This window comes from Candidatus Deferrimicrobiaceae bacterium (assembly GCA_035256765.1).
Taxonomy (GTDB): Bacteria; Desulfobacterota; Deferrimicrobia; order Deferrimicrobiales; family Deferrimicrobiaceae; genus CSP1-8.
Map to the genome: position 1 here is coordinate 1 of DATEXR010000290.1, position 8527 is coordinate 8527.

Below are 8527 nucleotides of genomic sequence, written 5' to 3' on the forward strand. Positions count from 1 at the left end.
GTTTCCATGGTCGGGATGACTGGATTTGAACCAGCGACCCCCTGGTCCCGAACCAGGTGCTCTACCAGGCTGAGCCACATCCCGAGAGAAGCTGTAATGGTACCAACGGCGCTAACGGGCCGTCAATATGTCGATCACCCCCACCGGGATGGGAACCCCGCCGAACATCCCGATCAGAAGGAACAGGGGAAATGCGATCGGCAAGGCCCCGCCCCTCCTACAAGCCCATCGGCTCGCCGCACAGGAGCACGGAGATGTCCGAGTGGGGCGGCTTCCGTTCGATGATCGAGTAGGCCCGGCAGATGCGCTGGGGCGAGTCGCAGTCCTCGCAGAAGCCGGACGTGGCGCACGGGGTGGAAAGCTTGAGCCGCTTCGCGTTTCTCGGCGCGGCGACCGACTTGATCCGGCGCAGGGCCTCCCCCACGTCGGAAACCACCTTCTGCCCCCCGGCCACCACGACCGTCTTTTTCGGCCCGAAGGTCATCGCGTTGATCCGGTTCCCGTTCTTGTCCAGGTTCACCAGGCACCCGTCGAGGGTGACGGCGTTCGTCCCGGTCAGGAACAGGTCGCAGGTGAGCTGGCCACGCCGGGTCTCCGCCTCCTTCTCGGAAGGGACGCGGCTATGGTCGAGAAGCGTTTTCCCCTTCCCCTCCAGGGCCTCGAAGATCCCCATCTCCTGGATCGAAAGAGATCCCCCGAACCCGACCGAGGACGCGTTCTCGCACTCCGCGAGCACCCGCTCCCGCACGGATTCCAGGCTGGGATGGTACTCGGCCCGGAAACCGTTCTTCTGGAGCGCTTCAACGCATTTCCTTGCCCGGACATCGAGCTGCCACAGTCCGATCTCTACCCGGCTCATCCTCGCACCCCTTCCGGGTTTCTCCCCGCTCGCGTCACGCGGGGGCGGAAACCGCTTTGCGGATGTTTTTCCTCATCTCGGAAATCGTCCTGCCGTAATCCTTCGTGCCGAAGATGCCGGAACCGGAGACGATCACGTTCGCCCCGGCCTTGACGACTTCGGAGACGTTATCCGCCTTGATCCCCCCGTCCACCTCGATGTCGACGACAAGACCCGCGCGGGAGAGCTGCGAGCGGAGAAGCTCGATCTTCCCCGTCATCGCGGGGAGGTACGCCTGCCCCCCGAACCCCGGGTTGACGGTCATGAGGAGCACCATGTCGACGTCGGTCAACACCCACTCGATGGCGGACAGGGAGGTGGACGGGTTCAGGGAGACCCCGGCCTTCTTCCCCAGTTCCCGAACGCGGGCCACCGCGCGCTGGAGGTGCGGCGTCGCCTCGGCATGGACGGTGATGACGTCCGCCCCGGCGTCCGCGAAGGCCTCGAGGTACTTCTCCGGCTCGACGATCATGAGGTGCACGTCGAGGGGGAGCTTCGCGCATCTCCGGACCGCGGCCACCACGGGGGGCCCGATCGTGATGTTGGGAACGAACCGGCCGTCCATGATATCGAGATGGAGGAGGTCGGCCCCCGCCTTTTCCACGGCGGCGATTTCCTCGGCAAGCCGGCCGAAGTCGGCCGACAGCAGGGACGGCGCGATGTAATAGTCCATACCGTTTCCCCTTTCGCAGCGGTTCGCACGATTCTACCACGCGGGCAAAGCGGGAGGGAGGGGAGCTTCCCCACCGGCCGGGCCGCCGACTTTCTTCCTTCAGCCGCTCTTCCCGAGAAGCGCCGCGAAGAAGCCGTCCGTGCCGTGGCGGTGCGGGGAAAGCCTGAGAAACCCCTCCGGCGTCCATGCATCCTCCGGCCCCGTCCATCCCGCCGCGCCTTCCCGGCGCACTCCGCCGTCCGCGTGCCGTTCGAGAAACGACGCCACCACCTCTTCGTTCTCCTCCCGGAAGGGAGTGCAGGTGCAGTAGACGAGAAGCCCCCCGGCACGAAGGGACGCCCAGGCGTTGTCGAGGATGGCCCCCTGCAGGCGCGCCATGTCCGCCGGCCCTTCCGGCCGGAACCGCCACTTTGCGTCGGGGTTGCGACGGATGACCCCCATCCCCGTACAGGGGGCGTCCACGAGGATCTTGTCGAACCTGCCCGCGGATCGGGGAAGCGGCCCCGCGGAGAAATCGTGGATCCGCGTCGTCACCCCTTCCGCCCCCGTGCGCGATACCGTCTCGCGCAGCAGACGGAGGCGACCTTCCGATAGGTCGGTCGCGACGATCCGTGCTTTCCCCCCGGAGAGCGCCGCGAGGTGGGTCGTCTTCCCTCCGGGGGCGGCGCATGCGTCGAGGAGCACCTCGTCCCTTGCAGGCGCAAGGAGGGGGGCGATCAGCTGCGCGCCTTCGTCCATCACCAGGTACTCCCCCGCCGAAAAGCCCGGGTCGGCGTGCACGCCGGCCGGCTCGGAGAGCGCGATCCCGTCGGGCGCGTAGCGGCAAGGGGAGGGGACCATCCCCGCCCGGGCAAGCCGGGCCAGCAGGTCGTCCCGGGTGCCGCGGAAGGTGTTTCCCCGGATTACGAAAGGGGGCCGCTCCAGGGAGGAGGCGAGAAAGGCGGCCGCATCTTCTTCCCCCATCGACCGGGACAGGGCGGACACGAGCGCAAGAGGGGCCGACAGCGTGGCCGCCATGCGCTCCTCCCCGTCCGCCTCGGGAAGCGCCGGCTCCTTCCCCGCCCGCACCAACTCCCGCAGCACGGCGTTGACGAGGCCTGCGATCTTTTCCCCCCGCGCCCTCTTCGCCGCCTCCACGGTCTCGAAGACCGCCGCCCGCTCCGGCGCGCGGGTGTAGAGGATCTGGTAGGCGCCCAGGCGCAAGGCGTTGCGCGTCAGGGGGTCGGTCTTGTCCATCGTCCGTAAGAGCAGGGGGGAGAGGGTGAAATCGAGGGTGCCGCGGCGCCGAAGCGTCCCCATCACAAGCTCGGTCAGGAGCGCCCGGTCCCTCGGGTCGGGAAACGACCGCTGCGCCCGGTCGAGAAGAATATCCGCGTACGCCTCTCCCCGGTCCACCCGGAAAAGGATCCGAAGCGCCGCATCCCTTACGGAGATAGCCGGTCCCCCTTCCGGACGCGCCGGCCCTGCGCGTATTCCCAGGCGGACATCGCCCTGCCCCCTTCGGGCTGGACCTTCTCCAGTCGGACGGCCCCTTCCCCGCAGGCGACCACGATCCCGTCCCGGTCGACCGAGAGAATCTCGCCCCGCTCCCCCTTCCCTTCCCGGACCGAGGCGGAAAGGACCTTCAGGGTCTTCCCGTCGTGTTCCGCGCAGGCGGAGGGCCACGGGGTCATCCCCCGGACCAGGTTCCGCACCTCCCGGGCAGGCTTCCCCCAGTCGATCCGCCCGTGCTCTTTTTTCAGCATCGGGGCGTACGTCGCCTTCGTCCCGTCCTGGGGGGTCTCGACCAGGGTCCCCTGGCGAAGCATCCCGAGGGCCTCGGTCAGGGCCTGCGCGCCGAGGACGGAAAGCCTGGGGAACATCGTCTCCGCCGTGTCGTCCTCCCCGATCGGCAGTGTGCGCACGTGCAGCATCGGCCCCGTGTCCATCCCCGGGTCCATCTTCATGATCGTCACTCCCGTCACCGTCTCCCCCCCCGCGATCGCCCAGTGGATCGGCGCGGCCCCGCGGTACCGGGGCAGAAGCGACGCGTGGACGTTGATGCACATCCGCTTCGGAATGTCGAGGATCGACGGGGGGAGGATCTGCCCGTACGCCACGACGATGATCAGGTCGGGGCTCTCGGCCAGGATCCGCGCGACCGACTCCGGGTGCCTCGCCTTCTCCGGCTGAAAGACCGGGATCCCGAGCCGTTGCGCCTCCCCCTTTACCGGGGGGGCCGTGAGCGCCTGGCCCCGTCCGGCGGGGCGGTCGGGGTTCGTGACGACGAGGGTGACTTCCTCGTCCCGGGCGAGCGCGGCTAACGAGGGAACCGCGAACGCCGGGGTCCCCAGGAAGACCGCTCGGTATCGGGGCATTATTTCGCGGAAGCGGCGGGGGCGGCGAGCCGGTCGACGAACAGGATCCCGTCGAGATGGTCGATCTCGTGCTGGAGGGCGCGGGACAGAATGCCGTGGGCCTCGACGGTGACCGGATCCCCGTGCTCGTTTTTCCCCCGGACGACGACGGACTCGGCTCGGCAGACCGTCCCCTCGACCCCGGGGACGCTCAGGCACCCTTCCGTCCCCTCGACCTGCCCCGTTTTCCGGACGACCTCCGGGTTCACGAGGGCGAGCGGGCCGGCCTCCTCCACCACCGGGGAGACGTCCACCACGATCACGCGCTTCCCCACGCCGACCTGCGTGGCCGCAAGCCCGACCCCGTTCGCATCGACCATCGTCTCGAACATGTCCCGGATCAGCTCGCGGATCTTCCCGTCCACGCTCTCCACGGGAAGCGCCTTCGTCGACAGGAACGGGTCAGGATAGGTAAGGATCCGTCTCCGCATGGTTCTCCACCTTCTTCGGCGGGTAGAAACGGGCCACGTTCTTCCCGCTCTCCTTCCCCCAGTATAATGCGCGGTCCGCGTTCGCGACAAGGTCGTCGGCGCTGAGCTCCATCCCCGGCAGAAGGGAGGAGACGCCGAACGTGGCGGTGAGCTTCACCGGGCTTCCGGCGACCTGGAACACCTTCTCGTTCACCAGCCGGTGCGCCCGCTCCGCGGCGTGGAGCGCCTTCTCCGGGTCGGCGTCCAGGAGAAGCCAGGCGAACTCGTCGCCCCCCAGCCGCGCCACCGTGTCGTAGGTCCGTTTCACCGCGATGAGCACGTCTCCGAACTGCCGGATCACGCTGTCCCCCTCGGGATGCCCGAAATCATCGTTGATCCTCTTGAAATCGTCGATGTCCACTAGGATGCAGGAGAGGGAACGGCCGATTCGGCGGGCCATTTCGACGTTCCGGCTGAGGTCCAGGGAGAACTGCCTCCGATTGGGAAGCCCCGTCAGGTCGTCCCGCATGGAGAGCTCGCGGAGCTCCCGGTTCGTCTCCGACAGCGACTGGTACAGGGAGCCGTACCGCAGGAGGGGCTTGGCCTGCTCGACGAGGTCCCCGGGGGAGATGTCGGCGGGGAGCACGACATCCACGCCGCAGGATCGGAACTTCTCGGCCCGCAGGAGGGCGTTCATCCCTCCCACCAGGATGATGGGCACGCCCAGGGCGCCCTTGCGCTCCCGGAACCGCCGGATGACTTCGAACTCCTCCGCCGTTTCGCCGTGCTCTCCCAGCAGGATGCCGGACAGCAGACTTACGGAGAGCCCGGAGTCCAAAAGCCTCGACCAGGAGAAGGTCTCCTCCACCCGGTACCCGTCCTCCGCCAGGAACCGGGCGGCGCTGCGGAGCACGGGCCACAAGGGCCTGGCGATGATTACGTCCTTTCCCACTCTCGTCCCTGCACGTCCCCGGAAACCGCCGGTTTTCGCCTATTATGATGAATAATTCGACGGGAGGGAAATCTTTTAGCTCCGGCCGGGAGGGCCGTCACGGCAATTCTTTTCCGCCCTCGCCGCCCCGGTCGAGCACTTTCGCGTTCTTGAGGGCCACGGCGGCGACGTTCGCAAACGCGGTCAGCAGATCCAGGTCCTCCTCGGCGAAGGCGTCCGGGCGGTAGTGGTCGAGGTTCAGGACGCCGACGACCTCGTCCCCCCACTTGATCGGGACCGCCAGTTCCGACCGCACGTTCGGGTTCGCCTCCACGTACCGGGAATCCTCCCCCACATTCCGGATAAGCGCGGGCTTCCCCTCCTTGGCCACCCACCCCGTGATCCCCTCCCCGATCTTCAGGAGGATCTCCTCCTTGACTTCCGGCCCCAGGCCCCGTTCGGCCTGGATGCGCAGCAGGCCCGACCGCCGGTCGACGAGGATCATGGAGCCGCTGGGGGCCCCCATCAGGTCCGTGGCATGGTCGATGATGAGCTGGAAGAGTCCCGCCGGATCCCTCTCCTCGTTCAGCGCCCTGCTGACCTGGAAGATCGCCGTGAGCTTCTTCGCCTTCCGGTGGAGCCGGGCGACCAGGTTGGCGTTCTCGATCGCCACCCCCGCGAAGTTCGCCATTACGGAAAGGAGCTTCAGGTCGGTCTCGGAGAGCTCCCTCCGGTCGAGGGGAGAGGCCGCGGCCAGCACGCCGATGACGCCGGAAGGCCCCCGGATGGGAGCGGCAAGAAACCCCCTGACGTCGAGCCGCCGCAGGAGGCGCAGGAGATTCCGATCGGACCCCGCCCGCACCTCGGTGATGAGCATCCCCTCGCCGCTGGCCATGACCTGGGAAAAGATGTTGTCGTGGATCTCCTGGCGGTACTCCTCGAACCGCCTCCCCCGCGGGATTCCCGCCATCGCCCGGACGGCGAGCATCTCCTCCCCCCGCTCCTTGAGGAGAATGACCACCCTCTCCATGCGCAGGATGGAGGTGGCGGCGGAGGCGATCAGGTCGAGGCTGTTCTGGACGTCGCCCGCCGTCGTGTTCATCGCCTGGGAGACTTCGAAGAAGCCGGAGGTCAGCGCCCCCGCGAGCGACACTTCCCGGGTGGCCTCCGGGAGCTTCTTCCCGAAGATCGCCTCGGAGAGAAGGGAGAGGACCGTCATTTCCCGCCCAGCAGCTTCCGCACGGCGGTTTTCAGCTCGCCCGTGTCGTGGGACTTCACGATGTAGGCGTCCGACGCCCAGGTGGTGAAATCCTGCTTGAACTCCCCGAAGGCGGTCAGCAGGAGGACCGGGACCAGCACGCTCTTCTCCCGGATCCTCCTCAGGACCTCGAGCCCGTCGAGCCCGGGCATCTTCACGTCGAGCGTCACGAGGTCCGGGCGGAACGAGTCGAACTTCTCGAGCGCCTGGAGCCCGTCCTTGGCCAGCTCCACCTCGTACCCCTCCTCGACGAGCTCGTCCCGGTACAACTCGCGGATGTTCTCCTCATCGTCGACCACCAGGATCTTCTTCATGGAGGGAACCTCCTTTCTTCCCCTCGCCGCCCGCGAGGGGGGCGAGGGGGGATTCGCGCGCGTCACGAGCCCGCACCCCGGCGGCCGCCCTGCTTCCCCTTCTTCGAGGGCCCGGGCGCCTCCCCCCACTTGCCGGTGAGCCCCGCATCGAGCCCGATCCGGAGCAGAATGCGGGAGACGACGAAGTCGACCATCTCCCCGACGGTGGCCGGCCGGTGGTAGAACCCCGGGCACGCCGGAAGGATGTCCACCCCGGCGCGCGCCAGGGTGAGCAGGTTCTCCAGGTGAATGACGGACAGGGGGGTCTCCCGGGGGACGACCACCAGAGGCCTTTTCTCCTTCAGGGCGACATCGGCGCACCGGGTGAGGACCGAGGACGACACGCCGTGGGCGATCCGCCCGAGCATCCCCATCGAGCAGGGGGCGATGACCATGGCATCGGGGGGGTTGGAGCCGGAAGTGAAGGGGATGGTGAAATCGTCCTCCGCGTGCAGGTGGAACGCCTCCGGAGGGACGGACATCCTCTTCGAAAGCCAGCGTTTTTTCCCCGGCATCCCCATGCCGCGCAGCAGGGTCCCGGGCGTCGTGCCCGGCCGGGGATTGTTCCCCGTCCCGACCTCCCAATCCAGGATGTCCCACGCCGTCGCGGTGACGATCAGGTGCAGATCCACCCTCCGGGAGTGGAGCGCCGCGCCGGTGCGGAGGCCGTAGACGGCGCCGCTTGCGCCCGATATGCCGAGCAACACCTTCATGGATGCTCCTCTTCCCCGCCGTCCCGTCCGGCGGTGTCAGAGCGCGAGGTCAAGATAGGTGAACAGGCAAAGCGCGATGCTCACGATCCCGTTCAGGTTGAAAAACGCCACGTTCAGCCGGGAAAGATCGTTCGCGCGCAGGATGCTGTGCTCGTACACCAGAACCGCGGAGCAGATTGCCCACCCTGCGAGGAACCAGCGGCCCAGCCCAAAACTATCATAGCCCACGAGCAGGAGGGCCGCCATCGCGAAGTGAAACCCCCGCGCCACCCAGAGGGATTTCCCGACGCCGAGACACCTCGGGATGGAGTGGAGCCGCTCCTCCCGGTCGAACTCGATGTCCTGAAGGGCGTAGAGGACGTCGAAGCCGGCCACCCAGAACATGACCGCGAAGGAAAAAAGGAGGATCCTCGGGTCGAACTCCCCCGTGACGGCGATCCAGGCGGCCAGCGGCGCCGCTCCGAGGCACATCCCCAGGACGATGTGGGACGCCCAGGTGAATCGCTTCGTGTAGGAGTAGGAGAAGAGGATGAGCAGGAGCACGGGGGAGAGCTTGAGGCACAAGGGGTTCAACTTCGCCGCCGACAGCTCGAGCAGGACCACGGACAGGAAGATGAAGACGGCCGCCATCGGCCTGCTCACCTCGTTCCTCGGGATGGCGCGGTCCCGGGTGCGCGGGTTCCTCGCGTCGATGTCGGCATCGACCAGCCGGTTGAACCCCATGGCGGCGCTTCTTCCGCCCACCATCGCCAAAACGATGTAGAAGAAGGTCCGGGTGGAGGGGAAGCCCCCGGCGGCCAGGAATGCCCCCATCAGGGCGAACGGCAGCGCGAAAACAGTGTGCGCCACCTTGATCATCTCGAGATAGACGCCTACCCGGCCGAGCATGTCAGCG

At 67.5% G+C, this 8527-nt stretch carries 10 protein-coding genes and 1 tRNA gene; all 11 read right to left on the bottom strand.

Annotated features, from left to right (window positions below; genetic code table 11):
- Window positions 1–7 precede the first annotated feature (7 nt).
- Window positions 8–84: transfer RNA gene (locus VJ307_10000), tRNA-Pro, on the bottom strand.
- 133 nt (window positions 85–217) lie between these two features.
- A complete protein-coding gene (locus VJ307_10005) occupies window positions 218–859 on the bottom strand; it encodes a lactate utilization protein (protein ID HJX74474.1) in 642 nt (213 codons plus the stop codon).
- A gap of 34 nt (window positions 860–893) precedes the next feature.
- Window positions 894–1571, bottom strand: a complete 678-nt coding sequence (gene rpe, locus VJ307_10010) for a ribulose-phosphate 3-epimerase (protein HJX74475.1) — start codon at window positions 1569–1571, stop codon at window positions 894–896.
- A 99-nt stretch (window positions 1572–1670) separates the two neighbouring features.
- Complete coding sequence (gene rsmB / locus VJ307_10015) at window positions 1671–3113, bottom strand: 16S rRNA (cytosine(967)-C(5))-methyltransferase RsmB (GenBank protein ID HJX74476.1); 1443 nt, start codon at window positions 3111–3113, stop codon at window positions 1671–1673.
- A complete protein-coding gene (fmt, locus tag VJ307_10020; protein ID HJX74477.1) occupies window positions 2996–3928 on the bottom strand; it encodes a methionyl-tRNA formyltransferase in 933 nt (310 codons plus the stop codon). The genes rsmB and fmt overlap by 118 nt, the downstream gene beginning before the upstream one ends.
- Window positions 3928–4398, bottom strand: coding sequence for a peptide deformylase (gene def / locus VJ307_10025; GenBank protein HJX74478.1), 471 nt, complete (start codon window positions 4396–4398; stop codon window positions 3928–3930). The genes fmt and def overlap by 1 nt, the downstream gene beginning before the upstream one ends.
- Window positions 4370–5329, bottom strand: a complete 960-nt coding sequence (locus VJ307_10030) for a GGDEF domain-containing protein (GenBank protein HJX74479.1) — start codon at window positions 5327–5329, stop codon at window positions 4370–4372. The genes def and VJ307_10030 overlap by 29 nt, the downstream gene beginning before the upstream one ends.
- A 97-nt stretch (window positions 5330–5426) precedes the next feature.
- On the bottom strand, window positions 5427–6527 hold the full coding sequence (locus VJ307_10035; GenBank protein ID HJX74480.1) for a GAF domain-containing protein: 1101 nt from the start codon (window positions 6525–6527) through the stop codon (window positions 5427–5429).
- Complete coding sequence (locus VJ307_10040; protein HJX74481.1) at window positions 6524–6880, bottom strand: response regulator; 357 nt, start codon at window positions 6878–6880, stop codon at window positions 6524–6526. The genes VJ307_10035 and VJ307_10040 overlap by 4 nt, the downstream gene beginning before the upstream one ends.
- 62 nt (window positions 6881–6942) lie before the next feature.
- On the bottom strand, window positions 6943–7632 hold the full coding sequence (locus tag VJ307_10045; GenBank protein ID HJX74482.1) for a UbiX family flavin prenyltransferase: 690 nt from the start codon (window positions 7630–7632) through the stop codon (window positions 6943–6945).
- A 36-nt stretch (window positions 7633–7668) separates the two neighbouring features.
- The coding region (locus VJ307_10050) for a UbiA-like polyprenyltransferase (protein HJX74483.1) at window positions 7669–8527 on the bottom strand (859 nt) is incomplete at its 5' end.

Excerpts from the sequence above, each read along its gene's own strand:
- VJ307_10005 (HJX74474.1), bottom strand. The coding sequence starts at position 859 with ATGAGCCGGGTAGAGATCGGACTGTGGCAGCTCGATGTCCGGGCAAGG.
- rpe (HJX74475.1), bottom strand. The coding sequence starts at position 1,571 with ATGGACTATTACATCGCGCCGTCCCTGCTGTCGGCCGACTTCGGCCGG.
- fmt (HJX74477.1), bottom strand. The coding sequence starts at position 3,928 with ATGCCCCGATACCGAGCGGTCTTCCTGGGGACCCCGGCGTTCGCGGTT.
- def (HJX74478.1), bottom strand. The coding sequence starts at position 4,398 with ATGCGGAGACGGATCCTTACCTATCCTGACCCGTTCCTGTCGACGAAG.
- VJ307_10035 (HJX74480.1), bottom strand. The coding sequence starts at position 6,527 with ATGACGGTCCTCTCCCTTCTCTCCGAGGCGATCTTCGGGAAGAAGCTC.
- VJ307_10040 (HJX74481.1), bottom strand. The coding sequence starts at position 6,880 with ATGAAGAAGATCCTGGTGGTCGACGATGAGGAGAACATCCGCGAGTTG.
- VJ307_10045 (HJX74482.1), bottom strand. The coding sequence starts at position 7,632 with ATGAAGGTGTTGCTCGGCATATCGGGCGCAAGCGGCGCCGTCTACGGC.